At 66.5% G+C, this 24,241-nt stretch carries 24 protein-coding genes and 1 riboswitch; of the genes, 8 read left to right on the top strand and 16 right to left on the bottom strand.

Annotated features, from left to right (window positions below):
* Positions 1 to 67: 67 nt before the first annotated feature.
* Entirely contained in the window at positions 68 to 913 is an 846-nt protein-coding gene (locus M1E01_RS06575; protein WP_457974268.1) for a MetQ/NlpA family ABC transporter substrate-binding protein, read from the top strand.
* Positions 914 to 1,040: 127 nt separating this feature from the next.
* Here the strand turns inward: M1E01_RS06575 and hemL are convergent, their stop codons facing one another.
* The 10 genes from hemL to hemE form a co-directional block, all read right to left on the bottom strand.
* A complete protein-coding gene (gene hemL / locus M1E01_RS06570) occupies positions 1,041 to 2,372 on the bottom strand; it encodes a glutamate-1-semialdehyde 2,1-aminomutase (protein ID WP_457974267.1) in 1,332 nt (443 codons plus the stop codon).
* A gap of 5 nt (positions 2,373 to 2,377) precedes the next feature.
* Complete coding sequence (locus M1E01_RS06565) at positions 2,378 to 3,496, bottom strand: LLM class flavin-dependent oxidoreductase (RefSeq protein WP_457974266.1); 1,119 nt, start codon at positions 3,494 to 3,496, stop codon at positions 2,378 to 2,380.
* Complete coding sequence (gene hemB, locus M1E01_RS06560; RefSeq protein ID WP_457974265.1) at positions 3,496 to 4,476, bottom strand: porphobilinogen synthase; 981 nt, start codon at positions 4,474 to 4,476, stop codon at positions 3,496 to 3,498. Before hemB ends, M1E01_RS06565 begins: the two co-directional genes overlap by 1 nt.
* 10 nt (positions 4,477 to 4,486) lie before the next feature.
* Positions 4,487 to 5,524, bottom strand: a complete 1,038-nt coding sequence (locus tag M1E01_RS06555) for a uroporphyrinogen-III synthase (protein WP_457974264.1) — start codon at positions 5,522 to 5,524, stop codon at positions 4,487 to 4,489.
* A gap of 22 nt (positions 5,525 to 5,546) precedes the next feature.
* The gene (gene hemC / locus M1E01_RS06550; RefSeq protein ID WP_457974263.1) at positions 5,547 to 6,545 is read right to left on the bottom strand and encodes a hydroxymethylbilane synthase; all 999 of its coding nucleotides are present in this window, start codon (positions 6,543 to 6,545) and stop codon (positions 5,547 to 5,549) included.
* A complete protein-coding gene (locus tag M1E01_RS06545; protein ID WP_457974262.1) occupies positions 6,542 to 7,783 on the bottom strand; it encodes a ferrochelatase in 1,242 nt (413 codons plus the stop codon). The genes hemC and M1E01_RS06545 overlap by 4 nt, the downstream gene beginning before the upstream one ends.
* Positions 7,780 to 8,481: a hydrogen peroxide-dependent heme synthase gene (gene hemQ / locus M1E01_RS06540; protein WP_457974261.1), complete on the bottom strand. Its 702-nt coding sequence runs from the start codon at positions 8,479 to 8,481 to the stop codon at positions 7,780 to 7,782. The genes M1E01_RS06545 and hemQ overlap by 4 nt, the downstream gene beginning before the upstream one ends.
* Positions 8,482 to 8,575: 94 nt before the next feature.
* Positions 8,576 to 9,562, bottom strand: a complete 987-nt coding sequence (locus tag M1E01_RS06535) for a hypothetical protein (RefSeq protein ID WP_457974260.1) — start codon at positions 9,560 to 9,562, stop codon at positions 8,576 to 8,578.
* Between the two features lie 214 nt (positions 9,563 to 9,776).
* Positions 9,777 to 11,255, bottom strand: coding sequence for a protoporphyrinogen/coproporphyrinogen oxidase (locus M1E01_RS06530; RefSeq protein WP_457974884.1), 1,479 nt, complete (start codon positions 11,253 to 11,255; stop codon positions 9,777 to 9,779).
* Between the two features lie 61 nt (positions 11,256 to 11,316).
* Positions 11,317 to 12,411 carry a uroporphyrinogen decarboxylase gene (gene hemE / locus M1E01_RS06525; RefSeq protein ID WP_457974259.1) on the bottom strand — a complete coding sequence of 365 codons (1,095 nt, stop codon included), beginning with the start codon at positions 12,409 to 12,411 and terminating at the stop codon, positions 11,317 to 11,319.
* A gap of 157 nt (positions 12,412 to 12,568) precedes the next feature.
* Between hemE and M1E01_RS06520 the strand changes: the two genes are divergently transcribed.
* Both M1E01_RS06520 and M1E01_RS06515 read left to right on the top strand, forming a co-directional pair.
* Positions 12,569 to 13,936, top strand: a complete 1,368-nt coding sequence (locus M1E01_RS06520; RefSeq protein ID WP_457974258.1) for a glutamyl-tRNA reductase — start codon at positions 12,569 to 12,571, stop codon at positions 13,934 to 13,936.
* Between the two features lie 209 nt (positions 13,937 to 14,145).
* Positions 14,146 to 14,853 (top strand): hypothetical protein, encoded by a 708-nt coding sequence (locus tag M1E01_RS06515; protein WP_457974257.1) that lies wholly within the window; start codon positions 14,146 to 14,148, stop codon positions 14,851 to 14,853.
* 96 nt (positions 14,854 to 14,949) lie between these two features.
* Here the strand turns inward: M1E01_RS06515 and moeB are convergent, their stop codons facing one another.
* The gene (gene moeB, locus M1E01_RS06510) at positions 14,950 to 16,149 is read right to left on the bottom strand and encodes a molybdopterin-synthase adenylyltransferase MoeB (RefSeq protein ID WP_457974256.1); all 1,200 of its coding nucleotides are present in this window, start codon (positions 16,147 to 16,149) and stop codon (positions 14,950 to 14,952) included.
* A gap of 84 nt (positions 16,150 to 16,233) precedes the next feature.
* On the opposite strand from moeB, the gene M1E01_RS06505 reads away from it, so the two are divergent.
* From M1E01_RS06505 to M1E01_RS06495, 3 genes are all read left to right on the top strand, one after another.
* Positions 16,234 to 16,899 carry a TetR/AcrR family transcriptional regulator gene (locus M1E01_RS06505; protein ID WP_457974255.1) on the top strand — a complete coding sequence of 222 codons (666 nt, stop codon included), beginning with the start codon at positions 16,234 to 16,236 and terminating at the stop codon, positions 16,897 to 16,899.
* A gap of 61 nt (positions 16,900 to 16,960) precedes the next feature.
* Positions 16,961 to 17,185 carry a DUF3107 domain-containing protein gene (locus M1E01_RS06500; protein WP_457974254.1) on the top strand — a complete coding sequence of 75 codons (225 nt, stop codon included), beginning with the start codon at positions 16,961 to 16,963 and terminating at the stop codon, positions 17,183 to 17,185.
* 8 nt (positions 17,186 to 17,193) lie between these two features.
* The gene (locus M1E01_RS06495) at positions 17,194 to 17,496 is read left to right on the top strand and encodes a hypothetical protein (protein WP_457974253.1); all 303 of its coding nucleotides are present in this window, start codon (positions 17,194 to 17,196) and stop codon (positions 17,494 to 17,496) included.
* A 48-nt stretch (positions 17,497 to 17,544) separates the two neighbouring features.
* Here M1E01_RS06495 and M1E01_RS06490 read toward each other — a convergent pair whose 3' ends face one another.
* The 4 genes from M1E01_RS06490 to M1E01_RS06475 all read right to left on the bottom strand — a co-directional run bounded on the left by M1E01_RS06490 (position 17,545) and on the right by M1E01_RS06475 (position 20,813).
* Entirely contained in the window at positions 17,545 to 18,210 is a 666-nt protein-coding gene (locus M1E01_RS06490; protein WP_457974252.1) for a 4a-hydroxytetrahydrobiopterin dehydratase, read from the bottom strand.
* Between the two features lie 67 nt (positions 18,211 to 18,277).
* A complete protein-coding gene (locus M1E01_RS06485) occupies positions 18,278 to 19,090 on the bottom strand; it encodes a thiazole synthase (RefSeq protein ID WP_457974251.1) in 813 nt (270 codons plus the stop codon).
* A gap of 5 nt (positions 19,091 to 19,095) precedes the next feature.
* Complete coding sequence (gene thiS, locus M1E01_RS06480) at positions 19,096 to 19,332, bottom strand: sulfur carrier protein ThiS (RefSeq protein WP_457974250.1); 237 nt, start codon at positions 19,330 to 19,332, stop codon at positions 19,096 to 19,098.
* The gene (locus M1E01_RS06475; protein WP_457974249.1) at positions 19,329 to 20,813 is read right to left on the bottom strand and encodes an FAD-dependent oxidoreductase; all 1,485 of its coding nucleotides are present in this window, start codon (positions 20,811 to 20,813) and stop codon (positions 19,329 to 19,331) included. The genes thiS and M1E01_RS06475 overlap by 4 nt, the downstream gene beginning before the upstream one ends.
* A riboswitch (TPP riboswitch) is annotated at positions 20,805 to 20,926 on the bottom strand. Its footprint overlaps the gene before it by 9 nt.
* 27 nt (positions 20,927 to 20,953) lie before the next feature.
* Here M1E01_RS06475 and thiE point away from each other — a divergent pair.
* Complete coding sequence (thiE, locus tag M1E01_RS06470; protein ID WP_457974248.1) at positions 20,954 to 21,682, top strand: thiamine phosphate synthase; 729 nt, start codon at positions 20,954 to 20,956, stop codon at positions 21,680 to 21,682.
* Between the two features lie 58 nt (positions 21,683 to 21,740).
* Here thiE and M1E01_RS06465 read toward each other — a convergent pair whose 3' ends face one another.
* On the bottom strand, positions 21,741 to 22,427 hold the full coding sequence (locus M1E01_RS06465; RefSeq protein WP_457974247.1) for a ferritin-like fold-containing protein: 687 nt from the start codon (positions 22,425 to 22,427) through the stop codon (positions 21,741 to 21,743).
* 41 nt (positions 22,428 to 22,468) lie between these two features.
* Between M1E01_RS06465 and M1E01_RS06460 the strand changes: the two genes are divergently transcribed.
* On the top strand, positions 22,469 to 24,082 hold the full coding sequence (locus tag M1E01_RS06460) for an RNB domain-containing ribonuclease (protein WP_457974246.1): 1,614 nt from the start codon (positions 22,469 to 22,471) through the stop codon (positions 24,080 to 24,082).
* The last annotated feature ends 159 nt before the right edge of the window (positions 24,083 to 24,241 follow it).

The raw sequence follows: 24,241 nt of genomic DNA, 5'->3' as shown, positions 1-24,241 counted from the left end.
CGCTGCATCTGATCCGGATTCCCGGTCCACCGGATGAATCCAGGCTATTTCGAAAGGAACGCATCCGATGCGTAAGAAACTCACCCTCCTCGCCACCGGCATTGCCGCTGCCTTGGCACTGACCGGCTGCGGCGGCGGATCCTCCGCCCCGAGTGCAGAGACCCAAACGCTGGACCCGGCAAAGCCGGCTACCCTCAGCGTCGGTGCAAGCCCGGTGCCCCAGGCCAAGATCCTTGAGTTCATCAACCAGGACCTCGCTCCCAAGGCCGGCCTCAAGCTGGACATCAAGGAGATCGAGGACTACCAGACGCCGAATACCGCACTGAGCGACGGCTCGCTGGACGCGAACTACTACCAGCACCTGCCGTGGTTCGAAGACCAGGTCAAGACCAAGGGGTACAAGTTCGGCCACGGCGAAGGCGTGCACATCGAGCCTTACGCCGCGTTCTCTGAGAAGGTCAAGGACATCAGCGAGATCAAGGATGGCGCCAAGATCGCCATCACCAATGATCCCTCCAACCAGGTCCGCGCCCTTCGTGTCCTCGAAAAGGCCGGCCTCGTGAAGGACATTAAGGACGACAGCTCCGTCATCACACTGACCGATGAGCAGAATCCGAAGAAGCTCAAGTTCTCCGAGAACCAGCCGGAACTGCTGATCAACGACCTCAAGGACCCGTCTGTGGACCTGGCGCTCATCAACGGCAACTTCATCTTGAAGGCAGGCCTCAGCACCCAGGACGCCCTGGCCGTGGAGTCCACCGAGAACAACCCTTACGCGAACTTCCTGGCATGGCGCGAGGAGTCCAAGGACGATCCCCGCATTAAGAAGCTTGAGGAACTCCTGCACTCCCCCGAGGTCAAGGCCTTCATCGAGAAGGAATGGCCCAACGGTGACGTGACCGTGGCCTTCTAGGCCACCGGGACTGAAACCAAAAAACTCTGGCACCCGCCGATGCGGGTGCCAGAGTTTTTTCTTGCCTCGTGTCAGCGCCGGGGGGCCCGGCGCCGGGATGATGAGCGCCGGGGCGCCCGACGGCGGGTCAGGCCTTTGCTGCTGCAGCCGCCTTCGCGGCGGCCGGCAGCGCGTCGAAAATCCTGTTCATCGCGGCGTCGTCGTGGGCGGCCGAGAGGAACCAGGCTTCGAAGACGGACGGCGGGAGGTAGACCCCGGACTCCAGCATGGAGTGGAAGAACGGTGCGTAGCGGAATGCCTCCTGCTTCTGGGCGTCGCTGTAGTTGTGGACACCGTGCTCGGAGGTGCCGAACGCCACCGAGAACAGGTTGCCGGCGCGCTGGATCGAGTGGTCCACACCTGCCGCGTCCAAGGCTGCGGACAGCGCGGAGGACAGCTCCAGCGACCGTGCGTCGACGAAGGAGTAGACCTCGCGGGTGGCGTTCGTCAGTGTGGCCACGCCCGCGGCCATGGCCACCGGGTTACCGGACAAGGTCCCCGCCTGGTAGACCGGGCCGACGGGCGCGAGGTAGTCCATGACGTCGGCACGGCCGCCGAGGGCCGCCGTCGGCATTCCGCCGCCAATCACTTTTCCAAAGGTGAGGAGGTCCGGGATCCACTGCTCCCCGGAGTCCGCTGCCCCGCCAGTGAGGCCCCAGTAGCCGGCGTAGCCGGTGCGGAAACCGGTGAGCACCTCGTCAACGATGAGCAGCGCCCCGTGGGCAGCGGTGATGCGGGACAGCCCCGCGTTGAAACCTTCACCCGGAGTGACGACGCCCATGTTGGCCGGGGCGGCCTCGGTGATGACGGCAGCAATGTTGGGGCCGTGCTCGGCGAACGCAGCTTCGACGGCGTCGAGGTCGTTGTATGGGAGGACCAGCGTCTCGGCGGCGGTGGCGGCCGTGACTCCTGCGGACCCGGGCAGGGCGAGGGTGGCGACACCCGAGCCGGCAGAGGCAAGCAGTCCGTCGAGGTGGCCGTGATAGCAGCCTGCGAACTTGATCACGAGGTTGCGGCCAGTGAAACCCCGGGCCAGCCGGATCGCCGTCATTGTCGCTTCGGTGCCCGTGGACACCATGCGGATGCGTTCGACGGCCGAAACGCGTTCCATCACGATGGACGCCAGGTTGGCCTCGTCAGGCGTGGAGGCGCCGAACGACAGGCCCCGGTCCACCGCCGCGTGGACGGCCTCAAGGACGGCAGGGTGCGCGTGACCGAGCAGCGCCGGGCCCCAAGAGCAGACAAGGTCAACGTATTCGTTGCCGTCGGCGTCCGTCAGGTAAGGGCCCCGGGCTGCGACCATAAAGCGGGGGGTGCCGCCAACAGAGCCGAAAGCACGGACCGGGGAATTGACGCCGCCCGGCATGAGCTGGCGGGCGCGGGCGAAAAGTTCATCGTTGTGAGGCAGGCTGGAAGTCATGCGTCCTATTCTTTCAGGAGTTCGTTGACGCGCGGTGCCACGGCCGTACCAAACAGCTCGATGGAGCGCATCATGGCGGAGTGTGGCAGGGACCCGCTGCTGTATTTCAGGTCGAACCGGTCCACGCCAAGACTGTGCTTGAGCCGGACAATCTTCCGGGCCACCGTTTCGGGCGAGCCCACGTACAGGGCACCTTCAGGCAGGCACATGGCGTCGAACTCGCTCCTGCTGGCCGGGCCCCAGCCCCGCTCGGCGCCGATCCTATTCCGCAGTTCGAGCCAGTGCGGGAAGTACTCCTCGCGTGCTTCCTCATCGGTGGCAGCGACGTGTCCGGGAGAGTGTGTGGCCATCTGCTGCAGTGGGTGGCCGTACTTGGCCATAGCCTCCCGGTAGAGATTGGCCAGCGGCACGAAGGACCTCGGCTGCCCGCCGATGATCGCAAAGATGATGGGATAGCCGTATTCGGCGCAGCGCAGCACGGATTCGGGCGTGCCGCCCACTCCGATCCAAGTGGGCAGCAGATGGTGTTCCAGATGCGGATAGACGTTCAGTCCATTCAGCGCCGGCCGGGTGCGGCCCTCCCAGTGCACGGGCTTCTGCGACCGGACCCGGTGGAACAGTTCAAGCTTCTCCTCGAAGAGCAGCTCGTAGTCGGCGAGGTCGAAGCCGAACAGGGGAAAGGATTCGATAAAGGAACCCCGTCCCAGCATCACTTCGGCGCGTCCATTGGACAGGGCATCCAGGGTGGAGAAGCGTTGGAAGACGCGGATGGGATCATCGGAGCTCAGGACGGTCACGGCGGAACCGAGTCTGATCTGCCGGGTCCTGGCGGCCGCGGCCGCCAGAAAGACCTCGGGTGCGGAGACCGCGAAATCCCGGCGGTGGTGCTCCCCCACGGCAAATGCGTGAAGCCCGACAGTGTCAGCCAGCTCCGCCTGTTCAAGCAGCTGCCGCAGGACGACAGCGTGCGCCAGCGGCTGCCCATCCGGACCGGTTCCGGTGTCCCCGAAGGTGTTCAGCCCCAGGAGGATCCGCTCGGGCCCCTCCGGCCGGGTGGGGTTCCCACTTGCAGGGCCGTTCGCCGGGGAATTATGCGGCGGGGAATCCTGCGGCGCTTCGCCCATCAGGCCTCCCGCAGCCAGCCGGCGAGCTCGCTCGCCCAGTAGGTGAGGACCATGTTGGCGCCTGCGCGGCGGATGCCCAGGACTGATTCGGTGACGGCGGCGCGGCGGTCGATCCAACCGTTTGCCGCTGCCGCCTCGATCATGGCGTACTCCCCGGAGATCTGGTAGGCGGCCACAGGGACCGGGCTCATCTCTGCGACGTCCCGCAGGATGTCCAGATAGCTCATGGCGGGTTTGACCATCACCATGTCCGCGCCTTCGGCAAGGTCCAGTTCCACTTCCTGGATGGCCTCCCGGCGGTTGGCCGCGTCCATCTGGTAGGTCCGGCGGTCCCCCTTCAGCTGCGAATCCACCGCCTCCCGAAAGGGCCCGTAGAACGCCGATGCGTATTTTGCCGCGTACGCAATGACGGCCGTGTTGACATGTCCTGCATCCTCGAGAGCATGTCGGATGACGCCGATCTGACCGTCCATCATGCCCGAGGGACCCAGGACGTGGGCACCAGCGTCGGCCTGGGCCACCGCCATCTTGGCGTAGATGTCCAGGGTGGCGTCGTTGTCCACATAACCGTCGCGACCCAGCACGCCGCAGTGCCCGTGGTCAGTGAATTCGTCCAGGCAGACATCGCTCATGATCACGAGGTCTTCACCGACCTCGGCGCGGACGTCGCGGATGGCTTTGTTGAGGACCCCGTCGGGGTCGAGGGATGCCGTGCCCTCAGCATCACGGCGTGCGGGGATACCGAACAGCATGATGCCCCCCACGCCGAGTTCCACGGCTTCAGAGGCCGCCCTTTTCAGCGTGTCCGTGGTGTGCTGCACCACCCCGGGCATGGACCCGATCGGGTTGGGTTCGGAGAGCCCCTCCCGGATGAAGGCGGGGAGGATCAGCTCTGCGGCGGTGAGACGGTTCTCTGCGGCGAGCCTGCGCATGGCTGGGGTGGTGCGGAGCCGCCGGGGGCGGTGGTTCGGAAAGCTCATATCCTGTCCTTCACTGGGGGCCTGATGCTGATGAATCGTCCGGACTTTCCGGGAGGTCTGTGTTTTCTGGTGCGACCGGCTGCACGGCCCTTAAGACAGCGGCCACGAGCTCCTCAGGAGTGGCCTCGCGGGCGGTGGCGGCAACAGTGAGGCCCAGCGTCTCTGCTGCTGCGGCGGTGGCCTTGCCGATGGCGACAAAGCGGCAAACTCCCAGAGGGGAAAGGGCTGCGCTAATCCGGCGGGCGGCGCTGGGTGAAGCGGCGACGACGGCGGCAATCCCGCCGTCGGTGATGGCGGCCTTGGCCTCGGCAGGCGTGAGCGTCCTCACAGCTCCTGCATCGGCTGCGCCGGGAAACGCACCGCCGGGAAACGCCTGACCGGAAAACGCCTGACCGGAGAGCTCTTTGCCGGGTAACGCCTGGTCGGCAGTGGCTGCGGCCAGGCGCCGGTCCGGATCTGCCGGGTAGTCGACGGTGTGATACGCCACCACGGTTTGAACTTCCGCCCCCTTGGCGCTGAGCCCGGCGGCGAGGGCGGGTGCGGCGATGTCCGCCTGTGGCAGCAACACCAAGGCATGGCCCTCGGGCCATTCCCTGATCAGGCCCGCCGCCGAGTGCTCGTGTGGCGGCATGACGTGCACGCTGATGCCGGCGGCCTCAAGAGCCCTGCGGGTAGCCGGGCCCACCGCAGCCACGCAGGTTGACCCCGGAATCCATTCATTCAGGGATGCCCGGCGGGCGGCAGCCTGGTCCTGCAGCGCCAGGACCGTGGTGACGCTGCTGACCACGAGCCATTGATAGCGCCCTGCGCCGAGGGCTTCAAAGGCATCACCAAGCGCTGCCTGGTCCCGGGCCCGTTCGAAGTCCTTGAGCGGAAGCAGGAGAGGCTCGGCGCCGGCCTGCCGAAGCTGGGCGGCCAGCGGTCCCGCACGGTCCGGGCTGCGGGTGACCAGGACGCGCTGGCCCTCAAGGGGGCGATGGCCGGCAGGGCGCTGGCCATGCCGGGCCATGGCACGGCCAGCGGCCGGATCCTCGTCCCTTCGTTCCATGTACCGGTTCCCGCCGTCCCTGTCAGGACGCGGTGAGGTCCGCGATGTCACCGGCCCCGGCGGCAAGGAGGACCTCGGCCAGCTCGATGCCCAGCAGTGTGGCACCGACCTCGGTCAGTCCGTCCGTAGCACGCTTGTCCCGTACTGTAGCGGTCCCGTCAACGGCGCAGACCACGGCCTCAAGGTGCAGCATGCTGCCCTTGCGGTAGGCGTAGGCTCCCACGGGCGCGGCACAGCCGGCCTCGAGCCGGGCAAGGAGCGCACGCTCAGCTGTGACAGCCAGTCGTGTGTCCTGGTCATTGACAGCGGCCAGCGCCTGCGCCAGGGCGCCCTGCGATCCCTCGGCGGACCCTGCCCGGGCGGGGGCGTCAGCGGTCCGGCACTCGATCGCCAGGGACCCCTGCCCGGCGGCGGGGAGCATGACATCGGTTTCCAGAAATTCGGTCACCGTGTCCAGGCGGCCGATGCGCTCCAGGCCGGCGGCAGCCAGAATCACGGCGTCCAGGTCACCCGTTTTACCCTCCACCACGGCATCCGTAGTGTTCCCGGGCAGGCCGGGAACACGTCCAAGGCGCGTGTCCACATTGCCTCGGATGTCCACGATTTCCAGGTCCGGGCGGACAGCACGCAGCTGCGCGGCCCGCCGCGGCGAACCGGTCCCCACCCGTGCACCACGGGGAAGATCGGCCAGCTTGAATCCGTCGCGTGCGCAGAGGACGTCGCGGACATCCACCCGTGGTGGTGTCGCCGCCAGCACCAGGCCGGCAGCCGGACCCGTGGGAAGGTCCTTCAGTGAGTGCACGGCAACGTCGCACTCGTCCCGCAGCAGGGCGTCGCGGAGCGCCGCTACGAAGACTCCCGTGCCGCCCATTTGCGACAGGGACCCCCTAAGGACGTCGCCCTCTGTCCTGATGTGCACCAGTTCCACGGCAAAACCGCCGACGCCGGCCAGCAGGTCGGCGGTCTGCTGAGTCTGAGTGAGCGCCAGTTTGCTGGCCCGCGTGCCGATACGGACAGTCACTTCGCGCCCTGCCCCGAGGCCGGGTAGGGGTCATGGCCTGTGCCCACGTTGGTATCGGCGCCGGCGATAGTCGGCTTTTCACCGCGGAAGTTCTCGCAGCAGCCAGGACGGCAGACGTCGTACCAGGGCCCCAGGTCAGTGACAGCCAGGCGGTCGGCGATGTTGTTCGCCACGGTACGTTCGCAAATGAGATCCACGAGTCCGTTGACGAAGCTGCGGTGCGTGCCGGGAGTCGGGACACGGGTCGCTGCAAGTCCAAGGTTTGCGCAGGTCTCCAGCGCTTCCGTGTCAAGGTCCCAGACGACCTCCATGTGGTCGCTGACGAAGCCCAGCGGGACAATCACCACGCCTTTGACACCTTGGGCAGAGAGTTCTTCGATGGCGTCGTTGATGTCGGGTTCGAGCCAGGGAATGTGCGGCGCGCCGGACCGCGACTGGTAGACCAGGGACCAAGGCGCCGAAAGGCCCGATACTTCTTCCACGCGGCTCATCACTTCCGCGCCCGTGGCCAGGTGCTGGGCAACGTAGGCCGAGCCCTCGGCGAATTCGCGGGGTTCCTCCGGCGACTTTCCGGCGGCCTCGGCATCCCTGGTAGGGATGGAGTGCGTGGCAAAGATGACGTGAAGGGGAGCCTCGGGAGATCCTGCGGCCGCCAGCTGGGCCCGCACATCCGCGATCCCGGCGGCAGTGCCTTCCACGAAGGGTTCCACGAACCCGGGGTGGTCGAAGTACTGGCGCACCTTGTCCACCTCGAGCCGGCCATCCAGGCCCGTCTCCGTCAACGCCATGCCGATATCCTCTCGGTACTGACGGCAGCTGGAGTAACAGGAGTACGCGCTCGTGGTGATCATCAGCAGCCTGCGGTGCCCGGCGTCGTACGCGTCCCGGAGGGCCTGCGGGATGTAGGGGTCCCAGTTCCTGTTGCCCCACAGCACCGGCATGTCGATCCCGCGTGCGGCGAGCTCGGCTTCCAGCGCCGCCTTGAGTTCGCGGTTCTGCTGGTTGATCGGGCTGATGCCGCCGTTGGCCCGGTAATGGTGGGAAACCTCTTCCAGCCGCTCATCCGGGATGCCCCGGCCGCGGGTGACATTGCGCAGGAAGGGAATGACGTCCTCCTGGCCTTCCGGTCCCCCGAAGGAGGCGAGAAGAACGGCGTCGTATTCCTTCGGCGCCATCCTGCCGGCTTCCGTCACGGGGTTCACCGCTGCAAAGGATTCCTGGGGGTCCAGCAGGCTCACGTCAGGACCTCGGCGATCTCCTTGGCCGTGATGCGGCGGCCGGTGTAGAACGGAATTTCCTCCCGGACATGGTTGCGCGCCTCAGTGGCGCGCAGGTGGCGCATCAGGTCCACCAGGTCCACGAGCTCGGGGGCTTCCAGTCCCAGGATCCATTCCCAATCGCCCAGCGCGAACGACGAGACCGTGTTGGAGATGACCTGCGGGAAGTCACGGCCGAGCAGGCCGTGGTCACGCAGCATCTTGCCGCGTTCTTCCTCCGGCAGCAGGTACCACTCGTAGGAGCGGACGAACGGGTACACGCAGAGCCACTCTGCCGGCGCCACATTGCGGGAGAATGCAGGGGTGTGGTTCTTTGCGAACTCAGCTTCACGGTGGACACCCATGGCAGACCAGACGAGTTCTGTTCCCGCGAACAGCTTGCTGCGGCGAATGTCCCGGATGGCCTGCTGCAGCGCCTCGGGCTTGGGCCCGTGCAGCCACACCATCACGTCGGCGTCAGCACGCATGGCGGAAACGTCGTAGCTTCCGCGGTGGGTTACGCCGCCCTCGGCCAGGCGTGCGAGCAGGGCGTCGAAGTCCGCGGCGGCATCGGGGCTGCGGAGGACCTCGGCGGAGCGCTTGAAGACGGACCAGAGGGTGAAGAACTGCTCGGCTGATTCTTCAGTTTTGGTGACAGATTCGGCAGGAGTGTGGCTCATGGATACCAGTCTGCCCGTTCCATGCCTGCAAGTCGAAAAAGCCCACTTCTACAACATGTAGAAGTGGGCTAATTCACGGGTATTACCGGGGCTGTCAGAGCGCGCGGCGAAGTTTGTAGGCCACCAAACCAGCTGCCCCTGCCAGGAGCACGAGCCCGGCTCCGGCCCAGACCATGGGGGAAATGGGCCCGGACTGTGTGCTGCTGAGAACCGCGCTGCTTGGCCGGCTTATGGAGTACCGGGAATTCACCGTCCCCATGTTCATGGGACTGGACAGGCGGCCCGAGCCCCAGACTTCGGAGGTGATGCCAGCGGCTCCGGGGCGCGAGGTCGCTGTGTCCAGCTTGCTCTGGGCGCTGCGGTCCGGCGTTTCGGCTGCTGAACCTGTTGCCGGAACCGGGACCCCCGCCGGCGCCTCGGCCGGCTGCGCCGGTGCCGGCTGGACGGCAGGTCCGAGCCGGCTTACGCCGGACTGCGCTGCCGGCGCCTGCCGGGTCGCCGGCGCGGGAACGCCAGCCGCCGGCGAGTAGCCTGGCCGGGGCGCTGCAGGGGCCGGCGCCGACGTCTGAGACGGGGACGTCCCGGACGCGGCTGCGCTGGTGGGCGGCGGAGCGGGCGCGGGAGCCGGCGACGTCGTGGGCGACGTCGTAGGAGTCACAGGAAGGGGCGTTGCAGGCGGCGTCGGCGCGGGCGCAGTGGGAACGGGCACAGGCGTGCTGGAGGGCGAGACGGACGGTGCGGGTGAGGCGGAAGACCCGTCGTCGTCCTCATCATCACCAAGGATGGCGCCTGCCCAGGCTTCAAGACTCACCGTCCCGTCCACCGTGGTTTTGACCTCGCTTGTGGCCTTGACCTGGCTCACGGCCACAGCCGCCTGCGGGGCGGCACCCGGAACAGCCTCGGCGTCGGACCGTACTCTGTCCCCTGCGTCTGTCAGCGACGCCGGCGCAGCGGCGTTGGATGCAGGCACACCTGCGGATAAGACCAGAACCGCTCCGAGCGCAGCGGCTGCCGTGCCGCGTCGAAGTCCCCCATGGTTACCGGCCAGCGTACGAATGTTCTCGGACTTCTGATCGACCATAGTTATCGACCCTAAACACAAAACGCCGTCTGGGAAAACTTGCAGACAGCACGTCCAGCAGCTATCGCGGGCGGTATTAAAGGACGGACCGGGGCAACAAGCCGCCCGGGATTCCGGCCGGTTTGTTACCGTCTTGTTACCGTAGTTTGGTTACCAGGGACGCTGCGTTGCCGGGCAGCGAGCCTTGCCGCGGCTGGTGCTTGATCTCCGCAAGCTACTTCCCGAGGAAGGTTCGCAGCTGCTGCCTGGTGTCTGCCACCACGGCTGCCAGTCCGTTCCCGGCGAGCCACCCGCCCACCAGCACGGGCGCATCGCTGCCCCCGCAGATCCGGCGGACCTCGGCCACCCGCTGCCGGTGCCCGACCGCGGCGAACGGCAGGGCACCGGCCCACGAGACCACGTCCCAGTCCACAAGGACGTCCGCGCTGACGGACACCGTCAGCAGCGCCGAGGCATCCCGGAGTGCAAGCTCCAGCAGCGCCGCATCCGGCAAGGCAGCAATGTTGGGCGAACCCTGGTCGCTCCTGCCGGGCGCGGTACCGTCGCGGCGGCCGTACGACAGCCTGACAACGTGCCGGCCAGGTCCGGCTTCCGCCGCCAGCCAGTCCCACTTGGCCGTCGCGTGGGTGAGGGCCTTGGCGTGAATGCCCTGGGTCTGCGGAGCGACGAGGACGCCCGTTCCCCGCGGCCGGCTGTCCAGCTCCGGGAGGTCAACCACGAGCGTCACCAGTTTGACCTCGGGACCGGGCGCCGGCCGGTGACCGGCAAGGGCCGGCACCGCTGACCCAAGCAGCCCGACGGCGGCGGGACCGTCGAGCGCGACCACCAGCACCCCGGCGTCGTACGTCTGTTCACTTTCTTCGGTGCCGTCACCTGCGCCGCCCGTGCCGTCGCCGGCTGCGGCCGCGGTGACCCTCCACCCGGCCGGGGTCCGTGCCGCGGAGCGGGCCCGGATCCCGCTGATGAGGTTCACTCCACGTTGCTGAAGGTCAGCGACGAGGGCGGCCACCAGGGTGTGCATGCCGCCTTTCAGGCCGGCGACGGCGGACCCGGCCTTGGCTGCACCGGCACGCTCACCGCCGGCACCTTCGCCACCATCCTGGGCAGGCGTGCGGCGCTGCGCCGCTACGGCGGCGGCCAGCGAGCCGTGTCTACTAATTCCGGCGCGCAGCCCCGGCGCCACCATGTCCACGTCCAAAAGGGCGGGGTCGGCCGAATGCACGCCGCCAACCACCGGCTCCACAAGCCGGGAGAGGACGCGCTGTCCCATTCTTGTCCGGACCAGGGCCGAGACGCTCGTGACGTCTGCGGCAGTTCCCAGGGATGCCGGCAAGAACCTGTCCAGCGACGCGCGCAGCGACCCCGCGAATCCCAGCGAGCGGCGCACCTCCGGATCCCACGGGTTTGCCGGAATTCCGAGGATGCCGGTCCGGGGAAGTTCACGTGCGCCGTCCGGCAGCTGCACCCACGCGCCGCCGGGGTGCGGGGACACGATCGCGTCGGAGAGACCCAGTTCGCGGGTCAGGTCGGCCACCGCGCTGGATCGTGTGGCGAACGATTCCGCGCCGCTGTCCAGGGTGAGCCCGGCAACCTCATGCCGGCCCACGCAGCCGCCCCAGGAGTCGGTGGCTTCCAGCAGCGTGACCGCCAGTCCGGCCTGCGCCAGCTCGCGGGCGGCAAGGAGACCGGACATGCCGCCGCCCACTACCAGAGCCGTCCGGCCGCCCGTTACGGGGCTTGCCCCCTCCACCGCCTTACTCCGGAGAAATGGAGTGGATCAGCGTAACGACGCGGGTCAGCACGTCGGGGTCCGTTTCCGGGGGAACGCCGTGGCCGAGGTTCAGGACATGGCCGGGCGCCGATGCACCGGAGGCAATGACCTCACGGACGTGGGCCTCAAGCACCTCCCAGGGGGCCGAGAGGAGGGCGGGGTCGATGTTGCCCTGCAGGGGCACTGCGCCGCCCAGGCGCCGGTTCGCTTCCTCCAGCGGCAACCGGTAGTCCACGCCCACCACATCGACGCCGATGTCGCGCATCGCGACGAGGAGTTCGGAGGTTCCCGTGCCGAAATGGATCAGGGGCGCGCCGAGGTGCCGCACGTGGTCCAGCGCCCGGGCAGACGCCGGCGCAACGAAGCGCTTGTAGTCGGCCAGCCCAAGGGAGCCTGCCCAGGAATCGAACAGCTGCCCGGCCGACGCGCCTGCTTCGAGCTGTGCCCGCAGGAACAGCCCCGAGGCGTCTGCGGCCCAGTTGGCCAGGGCATTCCATGTTTCCGGGTCCGCGTGCATCATCGTGCGCGGGCCGAGGTGGTCGCGGGACGGCTTCCCCTCGACCATGTAGGCGGCGAGCGTAAAAGGTGCTCCGGCGAAACCGATGAGCGGGGTCTTGCCCAGCTGGGCCACCGTCAGGCGGACGGCTTCGCGAATGGGCTCCAAGGCCTCCCAGGTGAGCTTGGGAAGGGCAGCGACGTCGGCTGCGGTGCGAACTGGCTTGCCCAGGACCGGACCCACACCCGGCACGATGTCCACGGCGACGCCGGCCAGCTTAAGCGGGATGACGATGTCGGAGAAAAATATTGCCGCATCGACGTCGTGGCGGCGCACAGGCTGCAGCGTGATCTCTGCGGCAAGCTCAGGGCGCAGGCACGAGTCCAGCATGGCCACACCCTCGCGCACCTTCAGGTACTCGGGCAGGGACCGGCCGGCCTGGCGCATGAACCACACCGGACGGCGGCTGGGCTTTTCACCCCGGTAGGCGGTGATAAGCGGCGAGTCGGCAGTGCGCCCGTCCATGAGCGGATGACCGGCGTCAAGGGCCGTGCCATCTGAAGTTGCAGCGCTAGAAGTCATGCCTTGATTGTGCCGAAAATCGCCCTCAAAAGATAACGACAGCCTGTCACGCCGGGCCTTGGGTAAGTGGCCGTGGCAGGAATCACAGTGCAACAGGCCGTGCTTCCGGGCAGGGGGTTGTTCTACGCCTTTACGAAAAAGCTATGATTGTCCTGCTGTGGTTCTTTTCTCATTGGTGGCTACTCACGCCGACATCGACCTCGAAACCGTCGCTCAACTAAGCAACGGTTCCTCAGGCATTGCCACATCCGCCCTCGCCGAGTCGCCGGCAGTGACGGGTGCGGTGGTCCTTGCCACCTGCAACCGTTATGAAATTTACGGCGAAGCATCGCATGTGGATGACGTCGAAGCCGCCCGCGCCGCCCTGGTGGGCCAGATCAGTGAAATGAGCGGCCTCAGCGAACAGCTCGTATCCCGCTCCTTCAGCACCCGGACGGGTCCCGATGTCAGCCAGCACCTCTTTGCTGTCAGCTCAGGACTGGATTCGGCGGTTGTCGGAGAACGCGAAATTGCGGGCCAGGTGCGCCGTGCCCTGATCACTGCGCAGCACGAAGGCACGGCTAGTCCGGGCCTGGTCCGGCTCTTCCAAGCCGCGTCCAAGACGGCCAAGGATGTCGGAGCCCAGACGGCCCTGGGCTCCCGCGGGCTGTCTATCGTTTCTGTTGCGCTGGACCTCGCCACTGATCTCTCCGAAAATCCCGACTGGTCCGCCAAGAAGGTCGTGGTGTTCGGCACCGGCGCCTACGCGGGCGCCACCATGGCCCTGCTGCGCGAACGCGGCTGCAGTGACATTTCCGTTTATTCTTCGTCAGGCCGCGCCGCCACCTTCGTGGCTACCCGCGGCGGCACCGCCCTCGACGGCGACACCCTCCGGTCTGCCGTCGCCGCGGCCGACGTCATGATCGGCTGCAGCGGATCTGACAACCGGGTTGATGCTGCAGAACTCGCCGAGGTCCGCTCCGGAACCGACCGTCCCCTGATTGCCATCGACCTCGCCCTGACCCATGACTTTGATCCCGCCGTGGGAGAGCTCGATGGCGTTGAGCTCCTGACGCTGGAATCCGTGCGGCTGGCAGCTCCGGAAGAGCAGGCAGAATCCCTCGCCCAGGCCAGCAGCATCGTCTCCGGTGCCGCGCAGGCCTTCGAGCAGCAACGGGAAGCACGGGCCGTGGATTCAGCCATCGTGGCACTGCGCCGGCACACCATGAACGTGCTGGACGCCGAAATGGAGAAGGTCCGCGCCCGCCACGGCTGCACTGCCGCGGCTGAGGAAGTGGAGTTCGCCTTGCGCCGTATGGTGAAGCAGCTGCTCCACGTGCCCACCGTCAGGGCCCGGGAGCTGGCCGCCAACGGCCAGCAGGACGATTATGTTGCCGCGCTGGAAACCCTGTACGGGATTACTGTGGAACAGCCGGCTGCTGCAGCAAAGGCAGAGTGCCCTGTGGACCACGGGCAGCTTGCCCCCGCATCCGTGTCCAAGCCATTGCCGCTGTCCGAGACTGCGGCCCGGAGGAACTCGGCCTAAACCGGCCTCTCTGTGCGCTCCCAAGACAGCGTCGCGCTCCTAAGACAGCGTCACCTCCTGGGGAGCTGTCTCCCTTTGACACCTCCTTGTGTGGCGTCTCATTCCCCGCTGCAGTTCCTGCACGGCCCTTCCAGCTGCGCCCCAAGAATTCTGCAAGGTTTCCATAGGCTGGCTGCGGAGCATGGGTTGCAGTAAGAAAACTATTGGGGGTGCGAGCCGTGATTCCTGACTACCGCACGTTTTCTGTGCCAGTCCTAAGCCGTCGCCAGTTCGGCCTGCTTGTGGGCAGCGGCGCCGTCCTGCTGATGGCAGGCGGGACGTATGGCGCGGTTTCCCGGAGCGCCCCCGGGGCCGGCACACGGCAGGACACCGCCTTCGGCTTCCTGGCAGTGACCCAGGCTGGCAGGCTCGCCAGGCTCGACGAGCAGGGACGCCCTGCCTTCCGGTCGGTAGAAGCGGCAGCCGCCGCCCTCACCGGTCCCGCAGCTTTGGCCGCATACTCCGGACGCGACTCCCGCCGCCCCCAGGCGGCCGGTGCTGAGGGCACTGCCGCAGATTCCCATGGCCACGATGCCGAAATACCACAGAACCCTACATCTCCGCAGCCGGTAAACCTCACCTGGAGCGAGGTGGTTCTGGTTGAAGTTGAACTGCACAACTCGACTCCGGAACCGGTGCTGTTCAGTCCCGGACAGCTTCGCCTGCGGCTGGCGCCGTCATCCACAACCGTCACGCCGCAGGGCTACGGTCACGGTGGCGGCACCCTGGCAGCAGGTGCAACAGAGCACCACTGGATCAGTTACCTCGCTCCGTCCGGCTCCTCCCGGCTGGAACTTGAGTACACCGACCCGGTCCAGGACCGGGTCTTGGGGCTGCCGCTGCCCGCTCTGGCAGCCAGCGGGCTGCAGCGGCCGTGAGCACTTGGCGCCTCGACGCCAGCCCCTGCAGCAACGGCTGGCAGCATGAGATCCGCTGATGGGCGCAGGGCAACTTCGGGCGGGAGGCCGCTCCTGTCAGTAAACGGGCTTGTGCGGCTCCACATCCCGGACCCAGGCGAGGATGCCGCCGTCGAGATGGCTCACGCGCTGGTATCCGGCCTTCCTGGCTGCGCTGAGCACCGCGGCGGACCGCGAGCCGGCCTTGCAGTGGAAGATGATATCCCGGTCCTGCGGCAGCTCTGCCCAAGCCTCGCCGGAAAGAATCCTGCCCTGCGGGATGAGGACGGAACCGTTGATGCTGACGATGTCGTGCTCCCCCGGCTCCCGGACATCCACGAGTTCGAAATCCTTCAGCCCGGCCTCGCGGGACGCCAGCATGGTGGCCAGCTGCGTCGCAGTAACGGTGTGTTCCGTGTCCGTGGCTGCCGGCGGCGCAATGCCACAGAATGCCTCGTAGTCCGTCAGCTCGGTGATGGACGGGGCCGCAGGATCCTTGGCAACCCTGATTTCACGCCAGCTACCACCCAGAGCGTCGTACAGCGCCACGCGGCCGAGCAGGGAGCGTCCGACGCCGGTGATCAGCTTGACGGCCTCTGTCACCATCAGGGATCCGACGGCGGCGCACAGCATTCCGAAGACGCCGCCTTCGCCGCAGGACGGCACGGACCCTGCCGGCGGGGCCTCCGGATACAGGTCACGGTACGTCGGGCCGTACTTCTCCCAAAACACGCTGACCTGCCCGTCGAATCGGAAGATCGATCCCCACACATACGGCTTCCCGAGGATGGCTGCGGCATCGTTGACCAGGTAGCGGGTGGCGAAGTTGTCGGCTCCATCAAGGATCAGATCATAGCCGGAGAACAGTTCCAAGGCGTTGAAAGCGTCCAGGCGGACATTGTGCAGGCGCACGTCCACCAAGGGGTTCAGGGCGGCTATTGCGTCACGCGCCGATTCAATCTTTGGCCGGCCCACGTCTGCTACGCCATGGATGATCTGGCGCTGCAGGTTGCTCAGGTCGACGGCGTCATCGTCGATGATCCCGATGGTTCCTACGCCGGCAGCGGCAAGGTAGAGCAGGGCCGGGGAACCCAGCCCGCCGGCCCCGATCACGAGCACCCGGGCGTTTTTCAGGCGCCTTTGGCCAAGCGCGCCGATCTCCGGAATGATGAGGTGCCGGGAGTACCGCTCCACCTCTTCCGGCGAGAGCTCGGCTGCCGGTTCGACAAGGGGGTGCAGTGAGGTGCGTGCTGCATTTGCAGTGGACGAAAAAGCCATACTTCAATGTATGCCTGAAGATACCGTGCGGTCATATTACCTCCGGGTAAAGTGAAGTTAACTGAGATGGAAAGAAGGCCAACAGTGGTTCACGATGCACCGGCTGATCAACCTCCGGCCGCGCCCTCCTTTGCTGGAGGCCGCGTCCCCGGCCAGCGTTCTGCCCGGCTGCCACGTGATGAGCGCCGCGCCCAGCTGTTGAGGGCCGCCCAGGAAGTCTTCGTGGCCAACGGATATCACGGCGCCGCCATGGACGAGATCGCTGAGACCGCCCACGTCAGCAAGCCGGTCCTGTACCAGCACTTTCCTTCGAAGCGCGAGCTCTATCTCGCACTCCTGGACAACCACCTCAGCTCCCTGACAGACCTCATGATGGGCGCGCTTAACTCCACCACGGACAACAAAGAACGGGTCAAGGCTGTCATGAGGGCGTACTACCGCTTCATCGACAGCGACGATCAGGCGCACCGCCTTGTCTTTGAGTCGGACCTGATCAACGATGCCGACGTCAGCGCCCGCCTCGAGACGTTCAATAAGGCATTTGCCGACGCCATCGCGCACGTGATTGCCGAAGACACCAAGCTGCCACACCTGGAAGCGCAGCTGCTGGGGCGGGCCCTCGCCGGGATGGCGCACGTGAGCGCGCGCTACTGGCTCGAAACGGGCGGGAACCTGGACATCGATGTGGCCAGCGACTTGATCTACCGTTTAGCTTGGCGCGGAATCTCGCGCTTTCCCAAAGAGACCTAGACTACAAAGGGAGAACACCCTTTGACATCTAATCAACATTGACTGGCTGGGAGGCCTTGCTGTGGAAGTAAAGATCGGCATTCAAAACATCGGCCGCGAACTCGTGCTGGAATCGGCCCAGGATGCTGACGCCGTAGCCAAGGTCGTAGCAGAATCCCTCGCAAAGGGCACCGAGCTGCGCCTGACGGATGAGAAGGGCCGGCAGATCATCGTGCCGGCGAGCGTGCTGGGCTATGTCGAGATCGGTGCGGAAGAAGTCCGCCGGGTCGGCTTCGGCGCACTCTAGGGCTGACAATGCTGTCCCTCGTCATCGTCGTGCTGGTCAATGTCGCCTCGGGCTTCATCGTCTGGGCGAATGACAGGCGCCACGCCAAATACGGCATGTTCCTGCCAGCTGGCGTGGGGACCGCGGCGGGCATGGCCGCCTGGATGATCTGCATGGCGGCTGGCCTTGGCTACCAGCCGGGCCTGACCTGGATTCCATGGATAGCCCCCATGATTGCAGGCGCGGCAGCGGCTCTGGCCGCCGCCGCCTTCCTCGGCCGGAGCAGGACCAAACAGGACACACAGCGCCTCACAGAGGCCCTCAAGATGTAGCAAAACGGCAGACTGGCCGTGCCCCAAACAGGCGCCTTTCGCGCAGCATCAGCTGCGGGGCTGCTCGCCTTCTTCGGTGCACAGGCACAGTCGGTTCCCTTGAGCATCAGTGACCACCACCCAGTTGGGTGTGTGGTCACTGTCCATTGATGCGCCAGTGGCAGCCACCTTCTCCAGCACGGGACCGGATTCGGCCTTGGAGCGGTGGATGTCTACATGGAGCCGGTTGTCATTGGGCGTCCGGGTCTCCTGGAACCAGAGTCCCGGACCCCGGCCGAAGGGATCCTGCAGGCTGCCTCCCCGGCCCTGTTTGTAGGCCAGAGCAACACGCCAGACGTCGGCTATCGCCGAGGGCTCCGGCGTGTCGATACCGATTTCCACTGTCCGGTACAGCCCCGGCTCCGCGGCTGCGCCAGCGTCTGCGGCTGCATGGGTAACGGCCGCGGCGGCGGCGATGTCACGCGGGGTCACTTCGCCGCCCGCGTCGTGAGAGGTGAACCGAATAAACACACGGTTGTACCGCCAGTCCAGGTCCGGATGGTGGTCCTTCTCCTCGGCAAGACGCCCGACGCCGGCAATCAGCTCAAGCGCGCCGGCCGCCGTCGGCGTCTTGTAGACAGTGACCAGGCCGCCCAGGCGGTAGCGCCAGTCAGGCAGGCCCGACAGGGCCTCATCTATCTGGGAGCGGGTGAGGATCTCGTCCTTGGGTCCCACGTCTGACTCCTTGACGGGTAGCGGGTGAGCCTGCCCTTCCGTGCGCCCGCACACTCAGGACCCGGCCCTAGAGGAATTCGGCCCGGCCTTCCATCGCAGAAGACGCCAGCGCATGCTCGCGGCGCGGAATCCGCCCGGCCGCTTTCGCCAGCCTACCGGCGATAACAGCGTGTTTGAAGGCTTGGCCCATGAGCGCAGGGTTCTGTGCCCGGGTCACGGCCGTCGCCAGCAGCACGGCGTCACAGCCCAGTTCCATGGCCAAGGCGGCGTCCGAGGCGGTGCCGATGCCCGCGTCCAGCACCACAGGCACAGAGGCACGGGACACGATCAGCTCGATGTTGTGCGGGTTGAGGATTCCCAATCCGGTCCCGATCGGAGCGCCGAGCGGCATGACGGCGGTGGCTCCGAGGTTCTCCAGACGCAGCGCCAGAACCGGATCGTCGTTGGTGTACGCGAAGACTTTGAACCCCCGGTTGACGAGCTGCTCGGTGGCATCGACGAGTTCCACCGCGTCAGGCAGGAGAGTGTGCTCATCGGCAATGACTTCCAGTTTCACCCAGTCCGTCTCCAACGCCTCACGGGCCAGCTCCGCCGTCATGACCGCGTCCCTGGCAGTGAAGCAGCCGGCTGTATTCGGCAGGACCCGGATGTTGTTATCCAAGAGCAGCTGGAACAGGGAACCCGTTTCGGCGGGCGAATAGCGTCGCATGGCGACCGTGGTCAGTTCCGTGCCGGAGGCCAGCAGCGCCGCACCGAGGCCGTCCAGGCTGGGCGCTCCGCCTGTGCCCATGATGAGCCGGGAACTCAATTCCACTCCGTCGATAACCAGGGGGTCACTGTCTGTTCCGGGCACGGCCGGAAGCGCAGTTGTTTCAGTCATCGTCCTCATCCTCCCTGAACTGCAGTAACGAGCTCGATGTCATCGCCCTCGGTGAGCGCCGTGCTGTGCCACTGGCTGCGGGGCACCACCTCGGAATTGCGCGCCACCGCAACACCCAGACGCTGGCCGTCCGCGGCCTGCCCGTCTGAGGCAAGTTCCCGCCCCGTGATCTGGCTGACGAGCGTCGTCACGGAGGCTTCTGTCCCCACGGCGTGGGGTTTGCCGTTCAATGTGATGTTCATGCGGATTCCTTGGTTCGGTCAAATGTGACTGGGTTTGATGCGGCTGGGCCTGATACAGCCGGGCCAGGGGGCGCAGTGCCTTGTGCGGCAGCGGCCAACAGCTCCGATTGCCCGGCCGGGAACCGGCCGGGACTGAAGGCGCCCCAGCGGCTGTCCTCTACACCGTCCATCAGCTCTCGGCAGATGACGGCCGCGGCAGGCGTCAGCAGGACCCCGTGCCGGAAAAAGCCGGTAGCGATGATGAGCCCCGGAACGTGCGCTCCAAGCCCGCGGTCCGCCGTTCCGGATTCGCAGTCTGCCGCTCCGTACCCGCTCTCCTTCGCTGCGGGGACGCGGCCCAGCAGCGGCGCGTTGTCCGGCGTGCCCGGACGAGCCCGGGCGGTTGCCTCGAGAAGTTCCAGCTCCGCGATCGCCGGCACAAGGGCCTGCGCGTCCCTGAGCAGCTGGTAGACCCCTCCCGCGCTGGGAGCACCCTGCCCGTCTTCACGCTGGGTGGCGCCGACAACGACTGTCCCGTCCTGCCGCGGAACCAGATAGACCGGAACTCCTCGCACGATGCCCCGCACTGTTGCCGTCAGCAAGGGACGGAGCCGGTCCGGGACCCGCAGCCGGAGAATATCGCCGTACACCGGCCGGAGGGGAAGATTCAGGTTCTCCGGAAGACCGTCCAGCGACGCAGCCGCGAGACCATTGGCTACCACGGTTTCCGCGGCCAGCACCGTGCCGCCGCCAGCAAGCCGGACACCGCTGACCCGCCCCGCGTCCCACAGCAATGCCACGGCGTTGTCCCGTACCGCATAGCCGCTTTCCGCGCCGGCCACGGCAGTCCGCGCACCGGGAGAGTGGCGGGACAGCGCAGTTGCGCAGCTCTTTACGAGTTTTCGCGGATCAACCTGGTGGTCCGTCGGAATCTCCAGGGCACAGGAAATGCCTGGGCTTAGCAGCGGTTCACGCAGCCGGGCTGCGCGGATGGTCAGCGGTTCGACGATCAGGCCATGCGCCTGCTGCACCTGGCGAAGATCCATCAGGGTGCGCCGGTCAGCCTGGTCGACGCCGACCGCAATGGTGGGTGACGCAAGGTAGCCTGTGTCCTCCCTGCCATGGTCTGGCTTGAGGGGGTCTGGCCGCATGGCATCGAGCGTCGCTACGAAGCCAGGCCACAGCGCGGAGGATTCGAGCATGAGCTCGAGGAGTTCCTCCTCCTGGTAATGCAGTTCGCTCACAGGGGCGAGCATGCCCGCTGCTGCCCAGCTGGCACCGGTTCCGGGCGCCTCATCGATGAGGACCACCGAGCGTCCTGAGCGTTTGGCCTCCCAGGCTATCCCGTGGCCGATCACACCGCCGCCAATGACGGCGACGTCGGCGTGCAGAGGTTCGATGCTGTGCAAAGGTTTAGTGGCGTACGGGCTGCCAGCGGCAGATGTCCTGGCATCGCCGGACGTGAGGTCAATGGCAGATGCGCCACCGGTTCCAGGCTTCATGCAATTCCTTCCCTACGCCGGTACTAACCGGATCAGGTCAAGCGGTCGGCTCTGACGCCCTCTCAGCCCTGCGCCGTTTATGACAGCTGCAGCGGGCTCCCGCGGTACGGACCCAGTTTAGAGGAACTAGGCTGGTTGCCATGACCGCGCATGAACTCACCGATTCCGCCCGCCTGTACCTTTGCACGGACGCCCGCAAGGACCGCGGCGACTTCGCAGACTTCGTCAACGCCGCCTTCTCCGGCGGCGTGGATATCATTCAGCTCAGGGACAAGACTATTGAGGCAGCCGAGGAACTGGAGCTCCTCGAGGTTCTCCGCGAGATCGCCGGACGGCACGGCCGGCTCTGGGCCGTCAACGACCGGGCCGACATCGCCGCCTTGGCCGGCGCTCCCGTGTTCCACATCGGACAGAAGGACCTGCCCCTGCGCGCGGCCCGGCAGGTGCTGCCCGGTTCTCCGGCAATCGGTCTCTCCACCCACTCCCCCGACCAAATTGATGACGCCATCGCCACAGCGCAGGCGCCGGAAGGCCTCGACTACTTCTGCGTCGGCCCCGTGTGGGCAACCCCCACGAAACCCGGAAGGACCGCCGTCGGACTTGACCTCGTGCGTTATGCCGCCGAGGCTGCCCACAGGGCCCGTGGCGAAAGCGGCCGGCGGCTTCCGTGGTTCGCTATCGGCGGGATCGATCTCAGCAACGTGGAACAGGTGGTGGCGGCGGGCGCCGAGCGCATCGTCGTGGTCAGGGCCATCACCGAGGCCCCGGACCCGGCGGCTGCCGCGGCACAACTCATTGCCGCCCTCGACGCCGGAGCGGCTGGTGCCGCGGGAGCCGCACCCAGGGCCTCCGGCGCCGTCAGGGCCTAGGGCGCATTACGCGCGGGAGCCCCGGCCACTGCTCAGGGCGCACAAAGGAGACACAACGTCAGCTGCTCAGTCCCAGCTCCACCATGCGCTTCGAGTGGTTTTCGGCAAGTTCCGCGGTCAGCGCGCGCACTGCCTCCCGGACTGAGGCATCGTCAGCTCCGCTGTCCGCGGCCGCGATCAAATCGGGCAGGAACGCGTGTTCGTACCCCACCCGCTGCGCCTGGGTCAGGGCTTCGCCCAGTAGCCGCCGTCCCCACAGCGCGAGTCTGGAGGCGAGCCGCGGATCATCCGCAAGGGCCCCGCGCAGACGTTCGCGGAGGACTATTGTTGCTTCCTCGGTTGCTTGGACCTGGGCAATCAGGTCACGGCTCCCCGGATCCACATACCGGGCTACTGCCTGGTAAAAGTCTGCCGAGACGGTATCGACGACGTAGGCCTTCATTAGCGACTCGTACCAGTCAGCGGGCCGGGTTCGTTCATGGAAATGGTCCACGGCGGCCTGGAACGGGAGCATCGCGTCCTCGACGTCCACTCCCATCTCAGCCAGCTTTGCGCTGACCAGCTCGTAGTGCTGGAACTCGATGACCGCGATGCGGCCAAGCACGGCGCGGTCGTGAAGCGTAGGAGAATAGCGGGCGTCCGACGAAAGCCGCTCGAAAGCGGAAAGCTCACCATATGCCATGACGCCGTACAGGTCGGCCACGAAACGGTCATACCGAGCAGTGCCAGTCGAGGTTGTGCCCATAATCCAAGACTAACCGCGGAAATCCGACTAACCTGATTTTCGTGCCACATCATCGTCTCTCTCCCAGCGTCCACGAACAGACCAACGCCCTGGCGGAGGCCCTGAGTGCGCTGCGGACGGAACTGGAGCTGCCCGGGCCGTTCCCTGAGGACGTCCTTAAAGAAGCCGAAGCGGCTGTGGCTCAGCTGCAGCTTCCCGGGCTGGACCTCACCGACGTCGAATTCCTGACTATCGACCCGCCATCGTCAACGGATCTGGACCAGGCACTCTTCATCGAGCGAACCGGGGACGGCTACCGGATTCTGTACGCCATCGCCGACGTACCGTCCTTCGTCGCCCCCGGCGGCGCGCTCGACGCCGAAACCCGCCGCCGCGGCCAGACCTTCTACGCCCCGGACGGCCGGATTCCCCTGCACCCCGAAGTCATCAGCGAAAACGCGGGCAGCCTGCTGGCAGGTCAGCTGTGTTCGGCGTTCGTGTGGGAGTTCGCGCTCGACGCCGCTGCCGAGGTAGTCTCCGTATCGGTGCGGCGCGCCTCGGTCCGCAGCCGGGCGAAGCTGAGCTACAAGGGCGCGCAGGAAGCGCTGGACGCGGGAACCGCGTCGCCCGTGCTGCAGCTCCTCCGCGAGGTGGGGATCAAGCGCGTGGAACTGGAAAGGGCCCGGGACGGCGCCAGCCTGAATATGCCGGACCAGGAGATCGTACAGCTACCCGACGGCGGCTATGAGATTGTCGCGGCGCCGCAGCTTCCAGTGGAGGACTGGAACGCCCAGATCTCGCTGATGACCGGCATGGCCGCCGCCTCCCTGATGCTTGACGGCAAGGTAGGCATCCTGCGCACGATGCCCGCCCCTGACGAACGGTCGCTGGCGCATTTCAGGCGTCAGACGGCGGCGTTGGGAAAGCCTTGGGACGGAACGGTCAGCTACGGCGAGTACCTGCGGACACTGGATCCGACGGACCACCGGCAGCTGGCCATCCTGCACTCTGCCGGCATGCTCTTCCGCGGAGCCGGCTACACCTATTTCGATGGCACTGTTCCCGAGGACGCCATCCAGGCTGCCATCGGCACAGCCTACGCCCACACCACAGCTCCGCTGCGCCGTCTGGTCGACCGGTTCGTCCTTGTCATCTGCGAGGCGCTGAGCAACAACAGAGCTGTGCCCTCCTGGGCCCGGGAGGCTCTGCCGTCGCTGCCGGAAATAATGGCTGCTTCAGATCAGCTGGCGTCCAAAATGGAGCGGCTCGCGCTTGACACCGTGGAGGCTGCGCTGCTCAGCAACCACATCGGCCAGGAGTTCGACGCTGTCGTGATCTCCGGATCCAAACCCGCCAAGAACAACGGCAACGGCGCCGGCGCTGGCGCTCCTAGCGGCAGCGGCAACGGCCATAACAGCAACAGCACAGTCACTGCGAACGTCATCGGGAACGGGAAGGGTACTAACGGAAAGTCCAACGGCAAGGGTTCCAACGGCGGCCCGTGGGGCACGGTCCAGATCGCCGAACCGGCGGTCACGGCGCGGTGTGAGGGCGAAATGGAGTCCGGCACCAGGGTCCGGGTACGGCTGGTTTCCGCGGACATCGCCACACGCGAAGTGCACCTCGAACTGGTCGGGGAACAGGCGCCCGTCAGGGAATCCGGTTTTGCCGGTTAGACTTAAGGGGTAGAAATGGATGCCCGGTCGTTGATTTCCAGTATTTTTGAATTCAACAAGCCCGCCCCTACGCGATCTTGAGACAGACCCGCTGGTCCCCAGTGCCAGCATTTGATAGCCCGCGATCGGCTTCCACTGGAATTGCTCGCGCGCCTGAGC

Source organism: Arthrobacter sp. D1-17 (assembly GCF_054130535.1).
This window is presented reverse-complemented; position numbering and strand designations above follow the sequence as displayed.